This window comes from Variovorax sp. MPBD4-3 (assembly GCF_058809745.1).
In genome coordinates this window covers 47,391-68,080 of record NZ_JBXASW010000009.1, presented here as the reverse complement: position 1 = coordinate 68,080, position 20,690 = coordinate 47,391, and the positions used below count along the sequence as shown (strand labels likewise).

Sequence of the window (20,690 nt, the reverse complement as noted above, 5' to 3'; positions counted from 1 at the left end):
TTATTAATGCCTGAAGCCCGTCTCCGCCGAGTTTCCAGCCAGCGGTTTCTACCCGCACTCAAGTTCATCGCCGTCGCGTTCTGCGCCACGGCGTTTTTGCTGCCTGGCGCCCAGGCCGCGAAAAAAGAAAAGCCCGCCGCCTCCAAGACCGCTGCCGCCAAGAAGGGCGTTGTGCCGGTCGAGGCCAAGCGCAGCGCGTCGTCCAAGACGGCTCGCGGCGCCGCCGTCGCCAGTCGTGGCGGCCGGGCCGAGAAGAACGAAAAAGTAGAAAAGGTCGTTCGTGGTGGCCGCAACGTGGTTGCCACCATCCACAAGAAGAACGGCAAGACCGTGGTGGCCGTCCAGCGCCGCTCGGTGGTTCGTGTCGAACAGCCCGCGCGCCAGTCCTTCGGCCAGATGGCCGGCCTGCACGGCACCGAAGATTCGCTCGACCTGAAGTCGAGCGTCGCGCTGGTCATCGACCAGGACACCCACGAAGTGCTGTTCAGCAAGAACGACCACGCCGTGCTGCCGATCGCGTCGCTCACCAAGCTGATGACCGGCCTGCTCATCAGCGAGGCGCACCTGCCGAATGAAGAGCTCATCACCATCACCCAGGACGATGTCGACACCGAAAAGCGCAGCAGCTCGCGCCTGACCGTCGGCACGACGCTGTCGCGCGGCGAACTGCTGCACCTGGCGCTGATGTCGAGCGAAAACCGTGCGGCGCACGCGCTGGGCCGTACCTATCCGGGCGGGCTGTCGACCTTCGTGAGCATCATGAATGCCAAGGCCAAGATGCTCGGCATGAAGGACACGCGCTACGTCGAGCCTACGGGCCTGTCGAGCCGCAACCAGTCGAGCGCGCAAGACCTGGCGCTGCTCGTCAATGCAGCCTATGCAGACGCCACGGTGCGTTCGCTGTCGACCTCGCCTGAATACCAGGTGGAGGTGGGCAACCGCGTGCTGCAGTTCAACACCACCAACCGTCTCGTGAAGAGTCCCGATTGGGAAATCGGTGTGCAGAAGACCGGCTACATCTCCGAAGCCGGCCAGTGCCTCGTGATGCAGGCGAAGGTGGCGGGGCGCAAGCTGATCATGGTGTTCCTGGATTCGGCCGGCAAGTTCAGCCGCATTGCCGATGCCGAGCGCGTTCGCCGCTGGGTCGAGGCCACGCATTCGATCTCCGGCTCGCCGGCCGCATCTTCGCGCAACGTGGGCTACCAGGTCGCTGGCTGAGCTGGATCTACCCGTTCCAATGAAAACAGGCCCTTCGCAGGGCCTGTTTGCTTTTGGGGTTCTGCCAGGGTCAGGCGCCTGCCGAGGGGCCGCCGTTCGCCGGGGTGGCCGCAGCCCCATCCTTGAACCCCAGCGCGCCAGAGATCTCGTTGGCCGTGGCCTGCAGCTTGGGCAGCCAGCCTTCGTCCAGCCGATCGGCCGGGGCAGAGATGGAAAGGCCCGCCACCAGCTTGCCCTGGTCGTCGTAGATGCCGGCAGCCATGCAGCGCACGCCCAGCTCCAGTTCCTCGTTGTCGCGAGCGATGCCGTACTGGCGCGCCTTCGACAGCTCGCGCTCGAGCGCGGGCAACTGGGTGATGCTGTTGCGGGTGTGGCCGGCCAGCCCGGTGCGGGTGGCGTAGCTGCGCACGCGCTGCGGATCGTCGGCGGCCAGGAACAGCTTGCCGGTCGAGGTCAGGTGCAGGGCGGCGCGGCCACCGATGGCGCGCACCACCTGCATGCCCGAGCGCTCGCTGTAGGAGCGCTCGATGTACACGATCTCATCGCCCTGGCGCATGCTCAGGTTGACCGGCTGCTGCGTGAGCTTGTGCAGCTCGCGCATCGGCCCCAGCGCCGCGTCGCGCACGTTGAGCCGGCCCTTGACCAGGTTGCCCAGCTCCAGCAGGCGCATGCCCAGACGGTAGCTGCCGGCCTCGGGCCGGTCGACGAAGCGACCCACCGCGAGGTCGTTGAGGATGCGGTGCGTGGTCGACGGGTGAAGGCCGGTCTTTTCGCTGATCTCCTTCAGCGAAATCGCCTCTTCGCGGGATGCCAGGACATCGATCAGCGCGAACATGCGCTCGATCACCTGGATCACGGGAACGGCGGGAATGTCTGATTGGTTTTTTCTCATGGCGCTCTGCGGTGATGACCGAGCGCCATTTTACCTTGTGAAATCGCCGGGCGCTTGCCAGCGACCGTCCACCAACACTTCGTGCGGGGAAAAGCGCGCTTTGTAGTTCATTTTCGGGCTGTGCTCGATCCAGTAGCCCAGGTACACGTGCGGCAGGCCCAGCTTGCGCGCCTGCTCGATCTGCCAGAGCACGCTGTAGGTGCCGTAGCCGGCGCTGGTGTCGGGCTCGTAGAAGGTGTAGACGGCCGAGATGCCGTCGTTCAGCACGTCGAGGATCGACACCATCTTGAGCGCCCCGGCGCTGCCGTCAGGCAGTGTTTCGCGAAACTCCACCAGTCGCGAGTTGACCCTGCTCTGCAGCAGGAACTGGGTGTACTGGTCGATGCTGTCGTGGTCCATGCCGCCGCCCGCGTGGCGGCCGTTCTGGTAGCGCAGGTAAAGCTGGTAGTGCTCCGGCACGAAGCAGAGCTTCAGCACGCGCGCCTGCAGGTCGGAATGTTGTTTCACCGCGCGCCGCTGGCTGCGCGTGGGGTGAAAGCTGTTGGCCAGCACCCGCAGCGGAACGCACGCGCGGCAGCCGTCGCAGTAGGGGCGGTAGGTGAACATGCCGCTGCGCCGGAAGCCGCTGAGCACCAGGTCGGAGTAGGCGTCGTTGTGGATCAGGTGGCTGGGCGTGGCCACCTGCGAGCGGGCCTGGCGATCCGGCAGGTAACTGCAGGGATAGGGCGCCGTCGCGTAGAACTGCAGGGTGTGAAGCGGAAGGTCCTTGAGGTGCGTCACGTCGTCACATCGGGAGAATGAGGTCGCGCGGAAAGGAGTTCAGTCCAGTATACGGGCTCGAAACGCCACTGTGGCCCCTCTTCCTGCCGGGCCTGGGCCACGTGGGCGACGAAGCGCCCGCGCGGCATTTCGCGGGCGCCGAGGCTCGCGAGGTGGGGTGTGTTCTGCTGGCAGTCGATCATTTGCACGCCGTAACGCCTGCAAAGCGCCACCAGCGCCGCCAGCGCGATCTTCGAGGCGTCGGGCCGGCGCGTGAACATCGACTCGCCGAACACCGCGCGGCCCAGCGCCACGCAATAGAGGCCGCCCGCCAGCTTGCCGTCGATCCAGGTCTCGACGCTGTGGGCATGGCCGGCGCGGTGCAGATCCGTATAGGCCCGCACCATGTCCGGAACGATCCACGTGCCCGACTGGCCCACCCGTGGCGAGCGCGAGCAGGCCTCTATGACGGCACCGAAGTCGTGGTCGATGCGCACTTCGCAGCCAGGCGTCTGCGCAAAGCGCGCCAGGGTCTTGCGCAGCGAGCGATGCAGGTGGAAGTCAGCTACCTGCAGCACCATGCGTGGGTCGGGGCTCCACCAGAGAATCGGCTGGTCCTCGCTGAACCATGGGAAGACGCAACTGCCGTAGGCCTGCGTCAGGGTATCGACATCCAGTGCGCCGCCGGCCGCGAGCAGGCCGGGCACCGGGTCGGCGGCCCCCCATGCCGATGCGGGATCGGGCAGCGCGTCTCCGGGTTCGAGCCAAGGCAGTTGTTGCATGTTCACAGGTATACACGGCTTATCGAAAACTGAATCCAGTTGGGGGAAAATTGCGTACGCCCCGGGTCTGCCCATCAGGCAAAGGCCCGGAGCGTAGCGACCGCTGGCACGACACACCCACAAGACCCGTCGAAGACCATATAGTCCACAGCTTGCATTCGCCACGGTACCCTCAGGTACCAGCGAATCCGGCTGGCAACTGTTTTGCGCCGGGATCAGCACAAGAGGACCACGTTGACCACTGAATCCAATCCCACACGCTTCGGCAGCGGCCAGGCAGTGCGCAGACTCGAGGACGAAAGCCTGCTGGCCGGGGCCGGACGCTACACCGACGACGTCACGTTGCCCGGCCAGGCGCACCTTGTCTTCCTGCGGTCTTCCTATCCCCACGCACGCATACTTTCCGTGGACACCAGCACGGCGGCTGCCATGCCGGGGGTGCTCAGCGTGATCACCGGGGCCGACATGGCGCGGGCCGGCGTCAAGCCGATGCCCGGCGCCGCGGGCTTCAAGCGCGCGGACGGCAGCGACAGCGCCAGCCCGCCGCGCTACGCAATGGCGCATGAACGCACGCGCTTCGTCGGAGAGGCCGTGGCGCTCGTGGTGGCCGATACCGTGCAGCAGGCGCGCGACGCCTGCGAAGCCATCATGGTCGACTACGAAGACCTGCCGATGGTGGTCGACCTTGCCAGCGCCACTGCCGAAGGCGCGCCGCAGCTGTGCGAAGCGGCCTCCGGCAACATCGCCGCCGAAATGCGCCACGGCAGCAGCGAGGCCGCCACCGCCGCCTTTGCCAAGGCCAGCCATGTGGTGGCGCTCGACGTGAACAACCAGCGCGTGGTCGCGCTGACCATCGAACCGCGTTCCGTGCTCGCCGCGCAAGACGCCGACACGGGCCGCCTCACCATCCGCATGAGCACGCAGATGCCTTCCGGCGTTCGCGATTCGCTGTGCGCGGCCATCGGCCTGCCCAAGGAGAAAGTGCGCGTGGTCGTGGGCGATGTCGGCGGCGGCTTCGGCATGAAGACCGGCGCCTACCCCGAAGACATCGCGGTCGCGTTTGCCGCGCTTCAGGTTCGCCGTCCGGTGAAATGGGTGGCCGACCGCAGCGAAGAGTTCCTGTCGAGCGCGCACGGCCGCGACATCGAGGCCCGCGCCGAAATGGCGCTGGACGCCGACGGCAAGATCCTGGCGCTGCGCATCAAGACGCTCGCCAACGTGGGCGCCTACGCCACCGGCACCGGTGTTGCCATCCAGCTGCTCATCGGCCCCTGGGTGCAGACCAGCGTCTACGACATCCAGACCATCGACTTCCATTTCAAGGCGGTGCTCACTAACACCGCGCCCACCGGCGCCTACCGCGGCGCCGGCCGGCCCGAGGCCATCTTCACCATCGAGCGGCTGATGGACGAGGCCGCGCGCCAGACCGGCATCGACCGCATCGCGCTGCGCCGCCGCAACTTCATCCGCCCCGAGCAGATGCCGTACAAGAACCCGATGGCGCAGACCTACGACACCGGCAACTTCGAGTCGGTGATGGACCAGGCGCTGGCGCTGGCCGACTGGCAGGGGTTCGAGGGCCGCGCCGCCGCGTCGGCCAGCCAGGGCAAGCATCGCGGCCTGGGCATTGCCACCTTCCTCGAATGGACGGGCGGCAACGTGTTCGAGGAGCGTGTCACGGTGTCCGTGCAGGCCGATGGCGTGATCGAGGTCTTCTCTGCCGTCAACGCCATGGGGCAGGGCATTGCCACCTCGCTAGCGCAACTGGCCGTGGACGCCTTCGGCGTGCCCATCGACAAAGTGCGCGTGGTGCTCGGCGACACTGACCGCGGCGACGGCTTCGGCAGCGCCGGATCGCGCTCGCTCTTCACCGGCGGCTCGGCCGTGCGCATCGGCGCGGAACGCACCATCGACAAGGCGCGCGAGCTCGCGGCGCAGGAGTTCGAGGCTGCAGTCGACGACATCACCTACACGCGCGGCGTGTTCATGGTGGCCGGCACCGACCTCGAGCTCGACCTGTTCACGCTCGCAGGCAAGCAGCCCGGGCGCGAGATCTTCGTCGACTCCACCAGCACCGTGGCCGGCCCGACCTGGCCCAACGGCTGCCACATCTGCGAGATCGAGATCGATCCGCCCACCGGCGAGATCAGCGTGGTGGCCTACAGCTCGGTCAACGACGTGGGCCGCGTCATCAACCCGATGATCGTGCGCGGCCAGCTCGAAGGCGGCGCGGTGCAGGGCATCGGGCAGGCGCTCTACGAGCAGGTGGTGTACGACCACGAGACCGGCCAGCCCGTCACCGGCAGCCTGATGGACTACGCCGCGCCGCGCGCCGACATCGTCGACACCATGTTCAACATGGAAATGGACGAATCCACGCCCTGCAAGAACAACCCGCTGGGCGTGAAGGGCGTGGGCGAACTGGGCACCATCGGCGCCACGCCGGCCATCGTGAACGCGGTGGCCGACGCCTTTGCGCGCAACGGCCTTGCCACCCGCGCGCCGCGGCTGCACATGCCGCTGAGCCCTGCGCGTGTCTGGCAGGCGATGCAAACGGTCGATTGAGCAATCGTTTCCGTGGGACGGAAAAAGGGCGCCTGCCATGCTCGTCACCACGGAAGCAAAGACCGACGCCATCAGCGTCGCCAGCTACCGCTGCGACGCGGGGCCTGACGCGCAGCCCTTTGCCGAACTGCACGAGGGCTACTCGGTCTCGTACGTGCGCAAGGGCAGCTTCGGCTACCGCACGCGCGGCCGGGCCTACGAACTGGTGACCGGCTCGGTGCTGGTCGGTCGCCCCGGCGACGAATACGTCTGCACACACGACAACCATGTGTGCGGCGACGAGTGCCTCGCGTTCCACCTGTCGCCCGGCTTCGTCGACCTGATCGGCGGAGATTCGAAGGCCTGGCGCGCTGGCGGCCTGCCGCCGCTGGCCGAGCTCATGGCGATCGGCGAACTCGCCCAGGCCGCGGCCGAAGGGCAGGGCGATACGGGCCTGGACGAATTGGGCATGTGGTTCGCGAGCCGTTTCGTCGAGGTCGTGTCCGGGCGCCGGAAGTCCGTGCCGCCGTCCACGGCCGCGGCGCGAGACCGCCGTCGCGCGGTCGATGCCGCGGTGTGGATCGACGCCAACTCGCAGAGCGACATCGGCCTCGACGGCGCGGCGGCCGAGGCCGGATTGAGCTCCTTCCACTTCCTGCGGCTGTTCTCCCAGGTGCTGGGCGTCACGCCGCACCAGTACCTCGTGCGCTCGCGGCTGCGCCGTGCCGCGCGCCTGCTGGCCGAGGACGACGGCCGGCCCGTGACCGAGGTCGCGTTCGACGTGGGCTTTGCAGACCTCAGCAATTTCGTGCGCACCTTCCACCGTGCGGCCGGCGTGTCGCCCAGTGGCTTCCGCAAGGCGGCACGCGGAGACCGCAAGATTTTCCAAGACCGCATCGCAGCGCTTCTCGATGATGAGCGCCTGATCCAGCCGTCGGGCCGGGTCGCGTCACTCTGAAGCGAGGCTAGGCATGGCCACCATCTACAAGGAATTCATCGTCGAGGCGGACGCCGCCCGTGTGTGGGACGCACTGCGCGACGTCAACGCGGTGCACGTGCGGCTCGCACCGGGATTTCTCACCGGCTGCACCATCGATGCGGAAGGCGCCCGCGTGCTGACTTTCGCCAACGGCCTCGTGGCGCGCGAGGTGCCGGTCGGCATCGACGACACGCACCGCCGCCTGGCCTACACCGTCGCAGGCGGCAAGGCCAGCCATCACCACGCATCGGCGCAGGTGTTCACGGAAGGTCCGGGTCGCTCCCGCTTCGTGTGGATCACCGATGTGCTGCCCGATGCCATGGCTGCCTACGTGGAGCCGATGATGGTGCAGGGCGCCGCCGCGATGAAGGCGGCGCTCGAAGGGCGCACCGCCTAGAACTCTTCCAGCGGCAGGCCGACGTAGTTCTCGGCCAGCGAGGTGGATGCTGCGTGCGAGTGCACCAGGTAGTCGAGTTCCGCTTCCTGGATCTTCTGGCCGAAGGCGCCGGTTTCCGGAAAGCGGTGCATCAGCGAGGTGAACCACCACGAGAAGCGCTCGGCCTTCCACACGCGGCGCAGGCACAGGTCGGAGTAGCGGTCGAGCGCCGAGGCCGACTTCTCGCGGTAGAAGATCTCCAATGCGCGCGACAGATAGCCCACGTCGGCCGTCGCGAGGTTCAGCCCCTTGGCGCCGGTCGGCGGCACGATGTGCGCCGCGTCGCCCGCCAGGAACAGCGAGCCGAATCGCATCGGCTCGGCAACGAAGCTGCGCAGCGGCGCAATGCTCTTCTCGATGGACGGGCCGGTCACCAGCCGTTCGCGTGCCTCGGGGTCCAGGCGTGCGCGAAGTTCGTTCCAGAAGGCCTCGTCGCTCCAGTTTTCCACGCGCTCCTCGGTCGGCACCTGCACGTAGTAGCGGCTGCGCGTGGCGCTGCGCATGCTGCACAGCGCGAAGCCGCGCTCGGTGTTCGCGTAGATGAGCTCGTGCGACACCGGCGGCACGTCGGCCAGCACGCCGAGCCAGCCGAAGGGGTAGATCTTTTCGTAGGTCTGGATCGCGTCGGGCGGCACGCTCGCGCGGCTCACGCCGTGGTAGCCGTCGCAGCCGGCGATGAAGTCGCATTCGATCTCGTGCGTCTGGCCGTCCTTCTCGTAGCGCACGCGCGGCTTGTTCGAGTCGAAGTCGTGCAGGCTGACGTTCGCTGCGCTGTAGACCGTCTTCAGGCCTTCGGCTTCGCGCGCTTCCATCAGGTCGCGCGTCACTTCGGTCTGGCCGTACACCGTGACCTGCTTGCCGCCCGTGAAGCCGTGCATGTCGATGCGATGGCGCGCGCCCTTGAAGAGCAGCTCGATGCCCTCGTGCGGCAGGCCTTCGGCCTTGGCGCGAGCGTCGACGCCGGCGCGGGCCAGCAGATCCATGGTGACCTGCTCGAGCACGCCGGCGCGGATGCGCCCGAGCACGTAGTCGCCGCTCTGGCGTTCGACGATGACGTTGTCGATGCCTGCCTTGTGCAGAAGCTGACCGAGCAGAAGGCCGGCGGGGCCGGCGCCGATGATCGCGACCTGGGTGCGCATGTTCGTGTCTCCGGGATGGTTTGGTGGAGCGTAGGTCGCGCCCGCCCGTCTGTGGCGCCGGCGCGAGATGCTCTGTGCGATCATGCGAACGCGTGCGCGATGATCGCGCAACACTTCGACCCAACGACGACCCGACGACGAATGACCATCGCCAGAGCCGACTTCATCGAGGGCATTGCCAAGGGAATGGCAGTGCTCGAGAGCTTCGACACCGAGCGCCAGCGGCTCAACGCCACGCTGGCCGCGGAGCGCGCCGGCCTCACCCGCGCCGCGGCCCGCCGCCACCTGCTGACGCTGGCGCACCTGGGCTACCTGGAAACCGACGGCAGCTATTTCTGGATGGCGCCGAAGGTGCTTCGCTTCTCGGGCAGCTACCTCGCGTCGTCGCGCCTGCCACGTGCCCTGCAACCCACGCTGAACCGGCTGGCAGCACAGACGGGCGAGTCTTTCTCGGCGGTGGTGCTCGACGGCGAGGAGGTGGTCATCATTGCGCGCAGCGGCAGCTACGGCACGCCGACGCGCGTGCTGGCCTACGGCCTGCACCTGGGCGCACGGCTGCCGGCCCATGCCACCTCGACCGGCCGCGTGCTGCTGGCCGCGATGGCGCCCACCGTGTTCACGCAGTGGCTCAAGGGCCGCCACCTGGCGCGGCTCACGCCCCACACAGTCACACAGGCGCGCGGCCTGCGCCAGCTGGTCGCCCGCGCCCGCAAGGACGACTATTGTTTTGCCAGCGAGGAACACGAACTGGGCGTGCAGGCGCTGGCGGTGCCGTTGCGCGACATGCAGGGCCACACGGTGGCGGCGCTGAACATGGTGCTGTCGGGCACGCGCTACCAGGAAGAGGCCCTGCAGCGCGACATGCTCCCGCTATTGTTCGAAGCAGCGCGGGAAGTGCGTTCGTTGCTGTGACGCTCCCCACGATCTGAACTTTAGCGAAGGCCCGCGCCTCGAATCCCCGAAACGGACACAACCATGCGACTCCTCCTGCTCGAAGACGACGTGATGATCGGCGAAGCCGTGCTCGACCTGCTGCGTGCCGAGCAGTACGCGGTGGACTGGGTGAAAGACGGCGAGGCCGCGGAGTCGGCGCTGCGCACCCAGCAGTACGACCTGGTGATGCTCGACCTGGGCGTGCCGCGCCGCGACGGGCTGGAAGTGCTGCGCAACCTGCGCGCGCGCAAGCAGCGCATGCCGGTGCTGATTGCCACCGCGCGCGACTCGGTCCAGCAGCGCATCGAAGGCCTCGACGCCGGCGCCGACGACTACGTGCTCAAGCCCTACGACCTCGAAGAGCTGCTGGCCCGCATCCGCGCCTTGCTGCGCCGAGCGGCCGGCCGGGCCGAACCGGTGTACGAACACATGGGCGTGAGCATCAACCCGGCCACGCGCGAGGTCTCGGTGGCCGGCCAGCCGGTGGTGCTGTCGGCCCGCGAATGGGCCGTGCTGGAGCCGCTGCTCGCGCGGCCCGGCATGGTGTTGTCGCGTGCCCAGCTCGAGGAAAAGCTCTACAGCTGGAAAGACGAAATCAGCAGCAACGCCGTGGAGGTGTACGTGCACGGCCTGCGCAAGAAGCTGGGCGCGGAATTGATCCGCAACGTGCGCGGCGTAGGCTACATGGTGCCCAAGCTATGACTCGCCCCCAGGCTGCGCGCACTTCGTGTCGCTTCGCCAACCCCCTTCCGGGGGCGACGCCTGCGGCCCGGCAGAGCCGGTTCCGCGGCGCCTCGCGAAGGGGCCGCGCATGAGGGGAATCATCGGGTCGTTGACCGGCTCTCTTCGCGCGCGGCTGCTGTGGTTCCTGCTTGCTGCCATCGTGCTGGCGGCGGGCGCGCAGGCGCTGGTGGCCTACCGCACGGTGCTTGCCGAAGCCGACGACATCTTCGACTACCACATGCAGCAGATGGCGCTGTCGCTGCGCGCCGGCCTGCCTCCGAGCGCCACGGTCGGCGGTATCGGCACTGGCGAGCAGAACTTCGATTTCGTGGTGCAGGTGTGGACCGCCGACGGCGTGCGCATCTTCGAATCCGCCGAGGAGGCGGCGCTGCCGCAGCTCGCCGTGCTGGGCTTTGCCGACGTGCATGCGCGCGGCACCACGTACCGCGTGTTCTCGATGCAGACGCGCGGGCTGGTGATCCAGGTGGCGCAGGACATGGCGGCGCGGCGTCACATGGCCGGCTCGCTCGCGTTGCGGACCATCGCGCCGGTGGCGTTGATGGCGCCGCTGCTGATGCTGGTCGTGTGGTGGGTGGTGAGCCGCTCGCTCGCGCCGGTGGCGCGCGTGCGCAAGCAGGTGGCTTCTCGCCAGGCCGACGACCTGTCGCCGGTCAGCGAGGAAGACCTGCCGGAAGAAGTGCGCCCGCTGGTGCAGGAACTGAACCTGCTGTTCGACCGGGTGCGCCACGCTTTCGATGCGCAGAAGCACTTCGTCGCCGATGCCGCGCATGAGCTGCGCTCGCCGCTGGCCGCGTTGAAGCTGCAGGTGCAGGGGTTACAGCGCGCGCCCGACGATGCATCGCGCGACCTTGCCGTGAGCCGGCTGGTGGCGGGCATCGACCGCGCCACGCGACTCGTCGAGCAGATGCTCGCGCTGGCGCGCCACGAGGCCAGCATGGCCGCGGGCGCCACGCCGGAGCTGGTCGATCTTTCCGAGGTGGCGCGGCTCGCGGTGTCCGATGCGGTGGCCGCGGCGCAGGCGCGCGGCATCGACATCGGCATCACCCATGCCGATGCCGCTGTCGTCAACGGCCAGCCGGAGGCGCTGCGCATGCTGCTGCGCAACCTGCTGGAGAACGCCGTCAAGTACACGCCGGTCGAGGGCCGCGTCGACATTGCCATCGCCAGGCGAGACGACGCCGTAGAGCTCAGCGTTGACGACAGCGGCCCCGGGCTGCCCGAGACGGAGCGTGAGCGCGTGCTCGACCGGTTCTACCGCTCGGGCGAGACACAGGCGCCGGGCAGCGGCCTGGGACTGGCCATCGTCAAGTCTATCGCCGAGCTGCATGGCGCGACGGTGGCGCTCGACGCCTCGCCCAGCCTGGGCGGCCTGCGGGTGCTGGTGCGCTTTCCGGCCCACGCCTGAGCCCTTTCGCCGGGGGCGCCGTTTAAGCAGCGCTTAAGTCAGGGCGGCGACATTCCTTTCATCGTGTTGCGTGCATACGCCTTGAAAGGAACCGACAAATGAACTCCCGTCTGACTTCGCCCCGCGCCCTGGTGATTGCCTTGGCGACCGCGGGTGTGATCGGTGCCGTCGGTGCTGGTGCCTACACCAGCGCTCGCGCCGTGGGCGCCCCGGCCACCACCAACGCGGTCGTCACGGCGCCCGCGGCCATGGTCACGCTGCCCGACTTCTCCACCATCACCTCGCGCGACGGCCCTGCCGTGGTCAACATCAGCGTGACCGGCACCATGAAGGCGTCGGACGACCAGGCCGCCGCCGAGATCCAGGGGATCGATCCCGATGACCCGATGTTCCAGTTCTTCCGCCGCTTCCAGGGCCAGATGAGCCCGCGCGGCCAGCAGCAGCAACGCGACGTGCCGGTGCGCGCTCAGGGCTCGGGCTTCATCGTCGATCCGAGCGGCATCATCATCACCAACGCGCACGTCGTGAAGGACGCGAAGGAAGTCACCGTCAAGCTGACCGACCGCCGCGAGTACCGCGCCAAGGTACTGGGCGCCGACGCCAAGACCGACATCGCGGTGCTGAAGATCGACGCGAAGAACCTGCCGGTGCTCGCACTGGGCAACACCAAGGACCTGAAGGTCGGTGAATGGGTGCTGGCCATCGGCTCGCCCTTCGGCTTCGAGAACACGGTGACGGCCGGCGTGGTGAGCGCTAAGGGTCGCTCGCTGCCCGACGACAGCTACGTGCCGTTCATCCAGACCGACGTTGCGGTGAACCCCGGCAATTCGGGCGGGCCGCTGCTCAACACGCGCGGCGAGGTGGTCGGCATCAACTCGCAGATCTACAGCCGCAGCGGCGGCTACCAGGGCCTGTCGTTCGCCATTCCGATCGACGTGGCGATCCAGGTGAAGGATCAGATCGTCGCGACCGGCAAGGCCACGCACGGCCGCCTCGGCGTGGCGGTGCAGGAAGTGAACCAGGCCTTTGCCGATTCGTTCAAGCTCGACAAGCCCGAAGGCGCGCTGGTCTCGAACATCGAGAAGGGCGGCCCTGGCGACAAGGCGGGCCTGAAGGCGGGCGACGTGATCCGCAAGGTCAACGGCCAGCCGATCATTTCCTCGGGTGACCTTCCCGCGGTGATCGGCCAGCAGGCCCCGGGCAAGCAGGTCACGCTCGAAGTGTGGCGCCAGGGCGAACGCCAGGAGCTGCAGGCCAAGCTCGGCGACGCGAGCGACAAGCCGGCGAAGGTCGCCAAGGCCGATGCCGACGTGGGGCAGGGCAAGCTGGGGCTGGCGCTGCGTCCGCTGCAGCCGCAGGAAAAGCGCGAGGCCTCCGTCGACAACGGCCTGCTGATCGAAGACGCCGCCGGTCCCTCGGCCCTGGCGGGCGTGCAGGCAGGCGACGTGCTGCTGGCCATCAACGGCACGCCGGCGCAGAGCGTGGAGCAGGTGCGCGAGGTGGTTGCCAAGGCCAGCAACAAGTCGGTGGCGCTGCTGATCCAGCGCGGCGAAGACAAGATCTTCGTGCCCGTGCGAATCGGGTGAGCCGCTCCGAAGGCGGCGGAGGGCTGTCGGCGCACATCCTGCCCACGTCGGCCACCATGATCGGCGTGTGCATGACGGTGATGTCGATCGGGCACCTCGGGCCGCGCGACGACATGCGGCTGCTGATCGACCGCCTGCTGGCTGTGGACGCGCTGGTCTTCCTGGCCAGCGCGTTGCTTTCTTTCATCTCGATGCGCTCGCACGGCTCCGGCGCCCGGCTGGAGAGCTGGGGCGAGGCGGTGTTCATTGCCGGCCTTGCGCTGCTGGCGCTCGGCGCGGTCACGCTGGCTTTCGCGCTGCGCTGAGGCAGCTCAGGCCAGCGTGCAGGGCCAGTCCAGCAGCACGCGGGTACCGCCGGTGCGTTCGTCCGCGGTTTCTATTTGCAGCTTGGCGCCTATCGACTGGGCGCGCGCCCGCATGTTCGAGATGCCGTGTCCCGGCGGCCGGCCGTCGGCCGGTGCCTTGGGCAGGCCCCGGCCGTTGTCGGTGAGCATGATGCGCACCAGCGGGGGTGACTCTTCCCCGTGCCAGCTCGCATGCATCACGATGCGCGTGGCCGACGCGTGCTTCAGCACATTGGTGAAGGCTTCGAGCAGGATGCGCTGCAACTGCAGCGCGGCCTGTGCCGCGAAAGGGGCCATGGGCGGAATCACGGCCACGTCCCATACCAGTTCGATGCCGGCCGCATCCAGGCGCGGCTGCAGCCTGTAGCGCAGCGTGGCGAGCACGGTGGGCAGGTCGTCATGGGTGGGCTGCAGCGAGTCGACGGCCATGCGCATCTCGTCGAGCGCGAGCTTCACATGCTCCTCGACCACCTTGCGATCAGGCGCGGGCTGCGTCACCACGTTGAGCAGGCCGACCAGCTGCGAGCCCACGCCGTCGTGGATCTCCCGCATGATGCGCTGGCGCTCCAGCAGCACGGCCTGCTCCTGCTGCTGCTGGCGCAGCGTGTCGAAGGCACCGCGCAGCTGCGCCTCGCGTTCGTCGATGCGGGCCGCGAGGTTGGCGTTGAGCGCCCTGTAGTCGGCCACGGTGCGGCTGTAGCGCTCGACCACCAGGCCGGCCAGGATCATCACGAAGAAGAACATCGCGTGCGCGGTCAGCGTGTAGTCGGCGCCGCCGAACAGCCCCATGCGCACCAGCAGCAGGTCGTGCGCGCCGGCCAGTATGGCGAGCGAGCCGGCCGCCATGAGCACCCTGGCAATGCTGCGGCGCTCCACCAGCGCGCCATGCACCACATAGGGCAGGCAGACAATGCTCGTCAGCTGCAGGATGACGAGGCCGCCGGTCCACAGCTTCGGCAGCGCGAAGGCGAAAGAGGCGCAGGCCAGCGCGACCGTGGTTGCCAGCGCGGCGTAGATCGCACGCACCAGCCACGGCGGATTGCGCTCCAGCACCAGCAGCACGAAGCGCGCGATGAGCCCGATGTGGCAGGCATAGCAGACCGCGACCACCGCGCCCCACAGCGGCCAGGGCACCGGCACTTCGGGCCATACACGGTCGAGGTTGCGCGCCACGCCCGAGAGCGCGGCCAGCGCGAAGCAGCCGTAGAGCGCGTCGCGCTGGCGCAGCCACAGCCCGCCGGCCATGCCGCCCATCAGCAGCAGGCTGACCGCATAGACGATGGCCGAGGTATTGCGCCAGTTCTGCTGTGCGCGGTAGATGGGCGTGAGCGCCGCCTCGGTGCCGTATTGCACGGTGGCCAGCCCCGCCCCGCGCTGCCGCTGGATGGTGGTGCGAACCTCCAGCACCTGCGGCCGGCCTTCGCGGTGCAGCGCCGCCGCGACATGCACCAGGTGGTTGCCCTTGGAGGCCTCGTAGCCGGGGTCCCCCAGCGTGCCGTAGCTGGCCACCAGCGCATCGTTGAAATACACGGCCACCTGGTTGCCCACGCCCGTCATCAGCAGCGCCGAAGGAGCGCCCGCCGGCACGGCGGCGTCAGGAAGCTCCATCCGGTAGCTGGCCTTGCCGCCGCGCCCGGGAAACTCGTGGTCCCAGCGAAAAGGCAGCGGCACGCGGCGTACCTGCGGCGGCAGGCCGTCGGGCTCCAGGGTCGCTTCGGCGAAGCCGACCTCCATCGGATCGGCGGTGGCCGCGTGGGCCTGGAGCACCGCCGCGATCAGCGGCAGGCCAAGCACCGCCAGCAGCCAGCGGCTCAGCCTCCGGGCGATCACGCTAGGGAAGCCAGCCGAGGGTGCGGGCCTCGAACACCGCTTCCGATTTGTTGTGCACATCCAGCTTGCCGTAGATATTGCGGATATGGGTTTGGACCGTCGATGCGGAGACTCCCATCTGCGTGCCGACTTCGACATAGGTGAAACCACGAGAGACGAGGTCGAGCACCTCGAACTCGCGCGGCGACAGGCGCTCGGGACGGATGCTGCCGCCGAAAGGCGACGGTGTTGCCGGCTTGGCCGGCGCCGCGATGCCGGCGCGAGCCTGCCAGCGGCGCAGCAGCTGCCGCGCGATCACCGGAGACATGGGCGAGCCGCCGGCGCGCAGGTGGCGGATGTGGGTGGCCAGCTCGGTCTCGGTGCCGTCCTTCAGCAGATAGCCGCTGGCGCCGGCCTCGAACGCCTGCACCATGTTGGCCTCGTCGCCGAAGATCGACAACACCATCACCGCGCAGGCCGGCTGCATGGTGCGGCACTGGCTGATCACCTGCAGCCCGGGGTGGTCGGGCAGGCCGAGGTCCACCAGCAGCACGTCGATGGGGTTGTCGTTCAGCCACGCCAGGATGTCGGCGGCATTGGACGCGCTGAAGGCAAGGCTCAGCGACGGGTCCGCGTCGACGACACGCGCGATGCGATCGCGCATGCCGGTGTCGTCCTCGACCAGGGCAACCTGCGTTGCCTGCGTCATGCGCCGGCCTGCTGCGTCACCCAGCGCCAGGTCTTGCGGTCGATGGTTTGCGGCAGGGTGGCAGGGTCCTTCTGGAAGACCTGCACGGTGATGCGCTCGGCATCGATGTCCAGCAGGCCCCAGTTGCATTGCAGCGCGCCCAGCGTGACCAGCGTGCATATCGCCGCGCCGGACGCGGTGGCCTCGAACAGCAGCCGTCCGCGCTCGGTCGAGTACTGGGTGATCTTGTTGTGGTGCACGTCGCCGCTCAGCATGAGGATGCGGTATTTGTCGGCCAGCGCCAGCAGTCTTTCGTGTTCCTTGGCGCAGCCGAGCCAGGTTTCGCCGCTGTTGGCCTCGAACACCACCCCCGAGGCCAGCAGGTGAACCGTGTCGGACGAAGCGTTCGCGCAGGCGGCCTCGAAGTCGTCGAGCTGCTTGCTGCCCATCAGCGCCTTGCGGCCACGCGTGGACTTGAAGCTGCGACCGTCGGTGAGGTGGAGCAGCACGTCATGGGCAAGAGGCACGTTGCTGTAGCCGGGCGGCGGCACGTCGGCGGCCCACGGCGGCGGCACCTGGGGAAAGCTGCCGGGTGCGAACCGGGCGGCCAGTGCCTTCCGGTAGCGCGCGAACACGGCGCGCGTCGGCGGCAGCAAGTGGCTGTACTGCGGCTGTCCCTCGATCTGCGCGCCGCATGAGCCGTTCCAGAGGAAGTCGTGGTCGTCCCAGATGGCGTGCGTGCGCAGCGTGGGGGTCTTCACGAGCGCGGAGAAAGTGGGGTGGCTGACCTGCTTGTAGAGGCGCTCATGCGCATGCAGGGCGAAGGTGTTGGCGTCCATGGCCTGGATCGCGGCGGTGCTCTGCCCATCCGCGTCGTAGTAGGCCGAATCGCCCAGGAGCACCAGTTCGTCGCATTGAGCCTGTGCAATCTGGTCCCACACCGGTTGGTCGGGAAAGCTGTACGCGCTCATGCAGGACGTGAAGGCGATGCGCATGGTGAAGAGAAACCCTCGGAGTCTGTTTTTGAATCAGGCCGAGGGTAGGGGGCGGGGGTGCCCCTGCACATCCTATATACGAGGGAGGCGCGGCGCGGCTTTTGCCGGCTGGCTGCATGGAGCCTCGATGCGCGCGCGCCTGACCCGTTACTTGCGTTACTTGCTGCGGCGTCGGGTGGGTGCGGGCTTTTCGGCCGGCACGTAGGTCTGCGACGGCGCGGCGCCACCATCCACGCCCAGGCGGCCACCGCCGCCGAGGCCCTGGCCGCGCACCGTCTGCGCCTTGTAGTTGCGCAGCGAGCGGACCATCTGGTTGAAGGCGTCCATGAAGGCGGCGGCAATCACCTTGCCTTGAGGCGTGCGCGTGTAGCCGCCGATGCCGCCGGCGGCGGAAAGGCCGCTGAGGTTGCCGAAGCCGCCGAAGTCGGTCTTGGAGGCGCTGCCTTCCGAGGCCGCGACCTGCACGCCGGAGCGGTTGTCGATGAGCGTCAGCAGCGCGCTGGCTTCCTTGGTCTGCATGCTTGCACCCAGCTGCGCAATGGCGCGGCCACGGCCGCCACCCACCAGGCCGCCGAGCGCGCCGCCCAGGCCGCCCGCGTCGCTGTTGCTGAAGACGATCTCGGGCGACAGGCCGTAGTCCGACGCCACCATCTGGCCGCGCCCGAAGTTGCTGCCGCCGCGCATTTCGCCCGACTGCTGCAGTGCGCGTTCACGCGTCATGGCGTTCATGCCGGCCGCGCCGCGCTCCACCACGACGAAGCAGTTCGATTGCTGCACCAGCAGGCGCAGCAGGTTGGCGGTGGGCGGCAGCTTGTATTCGCCGGTAAGGATGGTGTACCAGCCTGCGCTCTGGTTCTCGATCAGCGAGACGGTGCCCAGCGGGGAGTCGCAGCGCTCGAGCTGGCTGCTTTCGCCGGAGGTCGCGCCCCCCGCGGCGCTGCCGGTGGCCACGGTCTTGGCCGACTGGCTGCCCATTTGCATGTCCATGGTCTGGCAACCAGAAAGGGCCAGCAGGCCCGCGAGTGCGCTTGCGAGAGTAAGTTTGGAAAAAGCCATGTCCGGATCAGTCAAGTGAAAACAAAGCGGCGCGCCCGGGGAGGCGCCACCTGTCTCGATCGGAGATGGGGACCGCATGGCCTGTTGTGACCTCCCTGCTCGTCGCGCCAGCGACCGAGCGACGATACGGTCCGACCGGCCGGCACACCAGTGCCGAAAGTCATGTTTTGACCAAATGGTCTGCCCGGTTCAGGCCAGGTAGTTGCCGCTGGCTTCTGGCTGGAACAGCACCGACACCACGCGCGCTTCGCCTTCCGCGCCGTTGGGCATGCGCCAGCGCGCGAGTGCGCCGGTCCGCTGGCCGAGCAGCCCGATGCCGACCGGCGACAGCACCGACACGCAGCCCGTGCCTGGCTGGGCGTCGGCGGGGTAGCAGAGGGTGATCTTCTGCGTCTGGCGGGTTGCGGGGTCTTCGATCTCCACCTTGGAGTTCATCGTGACGATGTCCGCGGGTACGTCGCGGGAGGGCAGGATGTCGGCCACGTCCAGCAGGTCGGACAGTGCCGGCGGAATGGCGCCGCCAGCCAGTTTGCCGAGGCGGACGAAATCGAGTTCGGTGAGCGTGCGCTCTCCGTGAATGGTTGCAGGCATGAAGCACTCCAGTTGAATGCGACACCGCCCATTGCCGTGGAAAAGAGCAGGCGAAGTCGCTACCGCGCGGTGTGGTGCCCGGCGGTCAAGGGTTCGCGCATCAAGAAAGAAGGTAGCGGACCGCCGGGCTCAGGAAAGTGCGGAGGTGCGTCGCAAGACCGTCGTCATCGCCGCAACGACGACACCTGCGCCACGGCCGCCCGCTGCCTGGAGCAGGGCTGCGCGGGCAGTGCGGTTGCGGGACGTGGACGAGGGGGCCATCGGTCGAGTGTAGGTGCGAGGGGTGGACGCCATCAAGCGAATGGCCTCACGTGTCTTGCCGACAAGGCCAGGGGCACGGCTATGCACAATCGCGCGATGCGCACTTTTCTTCTGTTCGTCGCGACGGCTCTCGCGGAGATCATCGGCTGCTACCTGCCTTATCTGTGGCTCAAGCAGGACCGCTCCGCGTGGCTGCTGGTGCCCGCGGCGATCAGTCTCGCGGCCTTCGCATGGCTGCTCACCTTGCATGAAACAGCGGCGGGCCGCGTGTATGCCGCCTACGGTGGCGTCTACATCGGCGTGGCCATCGCGTGGCTGTGGGCGGTCGACGGCATCCGCCCCAGCGCGTGGGATATCGCCGGTGTCGCGGTGTGTCTTGCGGGCATGGGGCTCATCGCTTTCCAGCCGAGGTAGGCCGCCTCACGACGAGTCGGCGCGGCGAATCGGAATCAGCAGATCGGTGCGCAACTCGGCTTGCCGCACCGTTCGCGGCGAATTCAGGTAGTGCTCCAGCGTGGGCCGGTCGTCGGGTTCGTAGCCGCTGCCCGGCAGCCATCGCGCATAGAGCGATTGCACGGCGGCATTGATGCGCGCATAGGGGCCGGCCAGGCGATGCACGGCATAGCAGCCGCCCGGGATGTCGAGCAACTCGACGCCCGAGCCATCCTCCGGCCACGGGTCAGGCGAAGCGAACGCTGCGTAGTACCGGAAGCCGCTGGTGTCCTCGGGCGCGCTGAAGGACGCGCCCCAGTGCTCCGACAGCACCCGCGTTCCCGCATGGAGGCGCAGCCGCCGATGGGTGTGGGGAATGGTCGCGAACGAGCCCTGGTGCCGCAGCGCATGCAGCCGCTGCGCGGAGCGCTCGACGATCCGCACGGCGGGTGGCGCGCCGCCGTCGTTGCCGGCCTGCGGTATCGCATCGACATCGAGCACCGCGCGCGCCATCTGCCGCTGGAACTCGCGCGGCGACTGGCCGGTGAACTGCCCGAAGGCGCGCGTGAAGGCCTGCGGGCTCTCGTAGCCCACCGCCAGCGCAACCTGCGTGATGCTCTGGCCGCCGGCTTCGAGCAGTTGCGTCGCGAGCGCGAGCCGCACACGGCGGACCGTGGCGGCCACGGTCTCGCCAGCCACGCTGGCGTAGACGCGATGGAAATGAAAGGGTGAGAAGTGCGCGAGCCGCGCGAGGTCTTCGAGCCGGTGATCGGCCATCGGGTCGGCAACGATGGCCGCGACCGCGCGTGCCACGCGGGCCCGGTAGTCCTGCTCTGTTCGACGGCTTTCCATGCGCGTCAGTGTGCGCGCTTTGCGGGCAGGGTACTTAGCGGACTTTGCTGAAATCGCGAGCCCGCACGCCGCCAAAGAAAAAGCCCGCTGTTCGTGAAAACAGCGGGCTTCTCAGAGGCCTTGCGGCTTGATTTGGCTCCTCGACCTGGGCTCGAACCAGGGACCTACGGATTAACAGTCCGGCGCTCTACCGACTGAGCTATCGAGGAACAAGCCTTAAATTATATGCAATGGATTTGCCGATT

Annotated in this window: 20 protein-coding genes and 1 tRNA gene; 10 read left to right on the top strand and 11 right to left on the bottom strand. The window is 68.1% G+C overall.

Annotation, left to right across the window (positions count from 1 at the left end; genetic code table 11):
* The first annotated feature begins 6 nt into the window (after positions 1–6).
* Positions 7–1,218 (top strand): serine hydrolase, encoded by a 1,212-nt coding sequence (locus AC1RVW_RS07795; RefSeq protein ID WP_493199113.1) that lies wholly within the window; start codon positions 7–9, stop codon positions 1,216–1,218.
* A gap of 70 nt (positions 1,219–1,288) precedes the next feature.
* Here the strand turns inward: AC1RVW_RS07795 and AC1RVW_RS07790 are convergent, their stop codons facing one another.
* From AC1RVW_RS07790 to aat, 3 genes are read right to left on the bottom strand one after another with little or no spacing between them, the layout of a single operon-like run.
* Positions 1,289–2,110 (bottom strand): IclR family transcriptional regulator, encoded by an 822-nt coding sequence (locus AC1RVW_RS07790; protein WP_493199111.1) that lies wholly within the window; start codon positions 2,108–2,110, stop codon positions 1,289–1,291.
* A gap of 30 nt (positions 2,111–2,140) precedes the next feature.
* Positions 2,141–2,890 carry an arginyltransferase gene (locus AC1RVW_RS07785; protein WP_493199109.1) on the bottom strand — a complete coding sequence of 250 codons (750 nt, stop codon included), beginning with the start codon at positions 2,888–2,890 and terminating at the stop codon, positions 2,141–2,143.
* Positions 2,887–3,651 carry a leucyl/phenylalanyl-tRNA--protein transferase gene (aat, locus tag AC1RVW_RS07780; protein WP_493199107.1) on the bottom strand — a complete coding sequence of 255 codons (765 nt, stop codon included), beginning with the start codon at positions 3,649–3,651 and terminating at the stop codon, positions 2,887–2,889. The genes AC1RVW_RS07785 and aat overlap by 4 nt, the downstream gene beginning before the upstream one ends.
* Before the next feature lie 234 nt (positions 3,652–3,885).
* Between aat and AC1RVW_RS07775 the strand changes: the two genes are divergently transcribed.
* From AC1RVW_RS07775 to AC1RVW_RS07765, 3 genes are read left to right on the top strand one after another with little or no spacing between them, the layout of a single operon-like run.
* Complete coding sequence (locus AC1RVW_RS07775; protein ID WP_106934324.1) at positions 3,886–6,216, top strand: xanthine dehydrogenase family protein molybdopterin-binding subunit; 2,331 nt, start codon at positions 3,886–3,888, stop codon at positions 6,214–6,216.
* A 37-nt stretch (positions 6,217–6,253) separates the two neighbouring features.
* The gene (locus AC1RVW_RS07770) at positions 6,254–7,153 is read left to right on the top strand and encodes an AraC family transcriptional regulator (protein WP_493199104.1); all 900 of its coding nucleotides are present in this window, start codon (positions 6,254–6,256) and stop codon (positions 7,151–7,153) included.
* A 13-nt stretch (positions 7,154–7,166) separates the two neighbouring features.
* The gene (locus AC1RVW_RS07765; protein WP_493199102.1) at positions 7,167–7,571 is read left to right on the top strand and encodes an SRPBCC family protein; all 405 of its coding nucleotides are present in this window, start codon (positions 7,167–7,169) and stop codon (positions 7,569–7,571) included.
* On the opposite strand, the gene pobA is transcribed toward AC1RVW_RS07765, so the two are convergent.
* Positions 7,568–8,749 carry a 4-hydroxybenzoate 3-monooxygenase gene (gene pobA, locus AC1RVW_RS07760; protein WP_493199100.1) on the bottom strand — a complete coding sequence of 394 codons (1,182 nt, stop codon included), beginning with the start codon at positions 8,747–8,749 and terminating at the stop codon, positions 7,568–7,570. The genes AC1RVW_RS07765 and pobA overlap by 4 nt on opposite strands.
* Before the next feature lie 141 nt (positions 8,750–8,890).
* On the opposite strand from pobA, the gene AC1RVW_RS07755 reads away from it, so the two are divergent.
* The 5 genes from AC1RVW_RS07755 to AC1RVW_RS07735 all read left to right on the top strand — a co-directional run bounded on the left by AC1RVW_RS07755 (position 8,891) and on the right by AC1RVW_RS07735 (position 13,722).
* Complete coding sequence (locus AC1RVW_RS07755; protein WP_409195624.1) at positions 8,891–9,661, top strand: IclR family transcriptional regulator domain-containing protein; 771 nt, start codon at positions 8,891–8,893, stop codon at positions 9,659–9,661.
* Between the two features lie 63 nt (positions 9,662–9,724).
* The gene (locus tag AC1RVW_RS07750; RefSeq protein ID WP_081266325.1) at positions 9,725–10,384 is read left to right on the top strand and encodes a response regulator; all 660 of its coding nucleotides are present in this window, start codon (positions 9,725–9,727) and stop codon (positions 10,382–10,384) included.
* A gap of 109 nt (positions 10,385–10,493) precedes the next feature.
* The gene (locus tag AC1RVW_RS07745) at positions 10,494–11,831 is read left to right on the top strand and encodes an ATP-binding protein (RefSeq protein ID WP_493199097.1); all 1,338 of its coding nucleotides are present in this window, start codon (positions 10,494–10,496) and stop codon (positions 11,829–11,831) included.
* Positions 11,832–11,929: 98 nt separating this feature from the next.
* Positions 11,930–13,417 carry a DegQ family serine endoprotease gene (locus AC1RVW_RS07740; protein ID WP_493199095.1) on the top strand — a complete coding sequence of 496 codons (1,488 nt, stop codon included), beginning with the start codon at positions 11,930–11,932 and terminating at the stop codon, positions 13,415–13,417.
* A complete protein-coding gene (locus tag AC1RVW_RS07735; RefSeq protein ID WP_234382536.1) occupies positions 13,414–13,722 on the top strand; it encodes a hypothetical protein in 309 nt (102 codons plus the stop codon). Before AC1RVW_RS07740 ends, AC1RVW_RS07735 begins: the two co-directional genes overlap by 4 nt.
* A 6-nt stretch (positions 13,723–13,728) precedes the next feature.
* Here the strand turns inward: AC1RVW_RS07735 and AC1RVW_RS07730 are convergent, their stop codons facing one another.
* From AC1RVW_RS07730 to AC1RVW_RS07710, 5 genes are all read right to left on the bottom strand, one after another.
* On the bottom strand, positions 13,729–15,591 hold the full coding sequence (locus AC1RVW_RS07730) for a sensor histidine kinase (RefSeq protein WP_493199092.1): 1,863 nt from the start codon (positions 15,589–15,591) through the stop codon (positions 13,729–13,731).
* A gap of 1 nt (position 15,592) precedes the next feature.
* Positions 15,593–16,279 (bottom strand): response regulator transcription factor, encoded by a 687-nt coding sequence (locus AC1RVW_RS07725; protein ID WP_081266328.1) that lies wholly within the window; start codon positions 16,277–16,279, stop codon positions 15,593–15,595.
* Positions 16,276–17,253 (bottom strand): metallophosphoesterase family protein, encoded by a 978-nt coding sequence (locus tag AC1RVW_RS07720; protein ID WP_493199090.1) that lies wholly within the window; start codon positions 17,251–17,253, stop codon positions 16,276–16,278. The genes AC1RVW_RS07725 and AC1RVW_RS07720 overlap by 4 nt, the downstream gene beginning before the upstream one ends.
* A gap of 156 nt (positions 17,254–17,409) precedes the next feature.
* Positions 17,410–18,309 (bottom strand): CsgG/HfaB family protein, encoded by a 900-nt coding sequence (locus AC1RVW_RS07715; RefSeq protein WP_081266330.1) that lies wholly within the window; start codon positions 18,307–18,309, stop codon positions 17,410–17,412.
* Positions 18,310–18,498: 189 nt separating this feature from the next.
* Positions 18,499–18,900, bottom strand: coding sequence for a GreA/GreB family elongation factor (locus tag AC1RVW_RS07710; RefSeq protein ID WP_285410767.1), 402 nt, complete (start codon positions 18,898–18,900; stop codon positions 18,499–18,501).
* Positions 18,901–19,257: 357 nt separating this feature from the next.
* Between AC1RVW_RS07710 and AC1RVW_RS07705 the strand changes: the two genes are divergently transcribed.
* Positions 19,258–19,575, top strand: coding sequence for a YnfA family protein (locus AC1RVW_RS07705; RefSeq protein WP_081266380.1), 318 nt, complete (start codon positions 19,258–19,260; stop codon positions 19,573–19,575).
* Between the two features lie 6 nt (positions 19,576–19,581).
* Here AC1RVW_RS07705 and AC1RVW_RS07700 read toward each other — a convergent pair whose 3' ends face one another.
* Positions 19,582–20,445 (bottom strand): AraC family transcriptional regulator, encoded by an 864-nt coding sequence (locus AC1RVW_RS07700; protein ID WP_081266332.1) that lies wholly within the window; start codon positions 20,443–20,445, stop codon positions 19,582–19,584.
* 133 nt (positions 20,446–20,578) lie between these two features.
* A tRNA-Asn gene (locus tag AC1RVW_RS07695) sits at positions 20,579–20,654 on the bottom strand.
* Positions 20,655–20,690: the final 36 nt, after the last annotated feature.

Excerpts from the sequence above, each read along its gene's own strand:
- AC1RVW_RS07795 (WP_493199113.1), top strand. The coding sequence starts at position 7 with ATGCCTGAAGCCCGTCTCCGCCGAGTTTCCAGCCAGCGGTTTCTACCC.
- AC1RVW_RS07790 (WP_493199111.1), bottom strand. The coding sequence starts at position 2,110 with ATGAGAAAAAACCAATCAGACATTCCCGCCGTTCCCGTGATCCAGGTG.
- aat (WP_493199107.1), bottom strand. The coding sequence starts at position 3,651 with ATGCAACAACTGCCTTGGCTCGAACCCGGAGACGCGCTGCCCGATCCC.
- AC1RVW_RS07770 (WP_493199104.1), top strand. The coding sequence starts at position 6,254 with ATGCTCGTCACCACGGAAGCAAAGACCGACGCCATCAGCGTCGCCAGC.
- AC1RVW_RS07765 (WP_493199102.1), top strand. The coding sequence starts at position 7,167 with ATGGCCACCATCTACAAGGAATTCATCGTCGAGGCGGACGCCGCCCGT.
- pobA (WP_493199100.1), bottom strand. The coding sequence starts at position 8,749 with ATGCGCACCCAGGTCGCGATCATCGGCGCCGGCCCCGCCGGCCTTCTG.
- AC1RVW_RS07755 (WP_409195624.1), top strand. The coding sequence starts at position 8,891 with ATGACCATCGCCAGAGCCGACTTCATCGAGGGCATTGCCAAGGGAATG.
- AC1RVW_RS07750 (WP_081266325.1), top strand. The coding sequence starts at position 9,725 with ATGCGACTCCTCCTGCTCGAAGACGACGTGATGATCGGCGAAGCCGTG.
- AC1RVW_RS07745 (WP_493199097.1), top strand. The coding sequence starts at position 10,494 with ATGAGGGGAATCATCGGGTCGTTGACCGGCTCTCTTCGCGCGCGGCTG.
- AC1RVW_RS07740 (WP_493199095.1), top strand. The coding sequence starts at position 11,930 with ATGAACTCCCGTCTGACTTCGCCCCGCGCCCTGGTGATTGCCTTGGCG.
- AC1RVW_RS07725 (WP_081266328.1), bottom strand. The coding sequence starts at position 16,279 with ATGACGCAGGCAACGCAGGTTGCCCTGGTCGAGGACGACACCGGCATG.
- AC1RVW_RS07720 (WP_493199090.1), bottom strand. The coding sequence starts at position 17,253 with ATGCGCATCGCCTTCACGTCCTGCATGAGCGCGTACAGCTTTCCCGAC.
- AC1RVW_RS07715 (WP_081266330.1), bottom strand. The coding sequence starts at position 18,309 with ATGGCTTTTTCCAAACTTACTCTCGCAAGCGCACTCGCGGGCCTGCTG.
- AC1RVW_RS07710 (WP_285410767.1), bottom strand. The coding sequence starts at position 18,900 with ATGCCTGCAACCATTCACGGAGAGCGCACGCTCACCGAACTCGATTTC.
- AC1RVW_RS07705 (WP_081266380.1), top strand. The coding sequence starts at position 19,258 with ATGCGCACTTTTCTTCTGTTCGTCGCGACGGCTCTCGCGGAGATCATC.
- AC1RVW_RS07700 (WP_081266332.1), bottom strand. The coding sequence starts at position 20,445 with ATGGAAAGCCGTCGAACAGAGCAGGACTACCGGGCCCGCGTGGCACGC.